At 40.9% G+C, this 433-nt stretch carries 1 protein-coding gene; it reads left to right on the plus strand.

The features are described 5' to 3' along the window. Nucleotides 1–433, plus strand: a 433-nt coding sequence (locus ABF638_RS38310; RefSeq protein WP_435027943.1) for a hypothetical protein, incomplete at both ends; no start/stop codon positions are given.

Raw genomic sequence — 433 nt, forward strand, 5'->3', positions numbered from 1 at the left:
AATGGCCATATAAGACCAACATGGAAGTTGGTTGATGGAGTTTGTAGAGAGAGTCTTGCCTTTGAAACTGCTGAAAAGGAAGGTATTCCTGAAACAGTCATCAGGAGAGCTGAAGAGTTATACTTTTCAGTAAACACTAGGGATAGCAGAGCAGATACTGTGGATCACAAATATCATTTGAAGGGATTAGGTGAAGAATGGGATTCATTGAAGACTAGTGCAGCACCATCTTCTTTTGGGACCATGAAGGTATTACATAAGGAAGTTGAGAATGCTGTTACCATAATCTGCCAGAAGAAGTTGATAGAGCTTTATAAAAAGAAGAGCATACCGGAAATTGTGGAAGTGTTATGTGTTGCTATTGGTGTGAGGGAGCAGCCCCCACCATCAACTGTGGGTACTTCTAGCATTTATGTACACTTCAGACCTGATA

Origin of the sequence: Nostoc sp. CALU 1950 (assembly GCF_051172895.1) — a bacterium.
GTDB lineage: Bacteria > Cyanobacteriota > Cyanobacteriia > Cyanobacteriales > Nostocaceae > Nostoc > Nostoc edaphicum_A.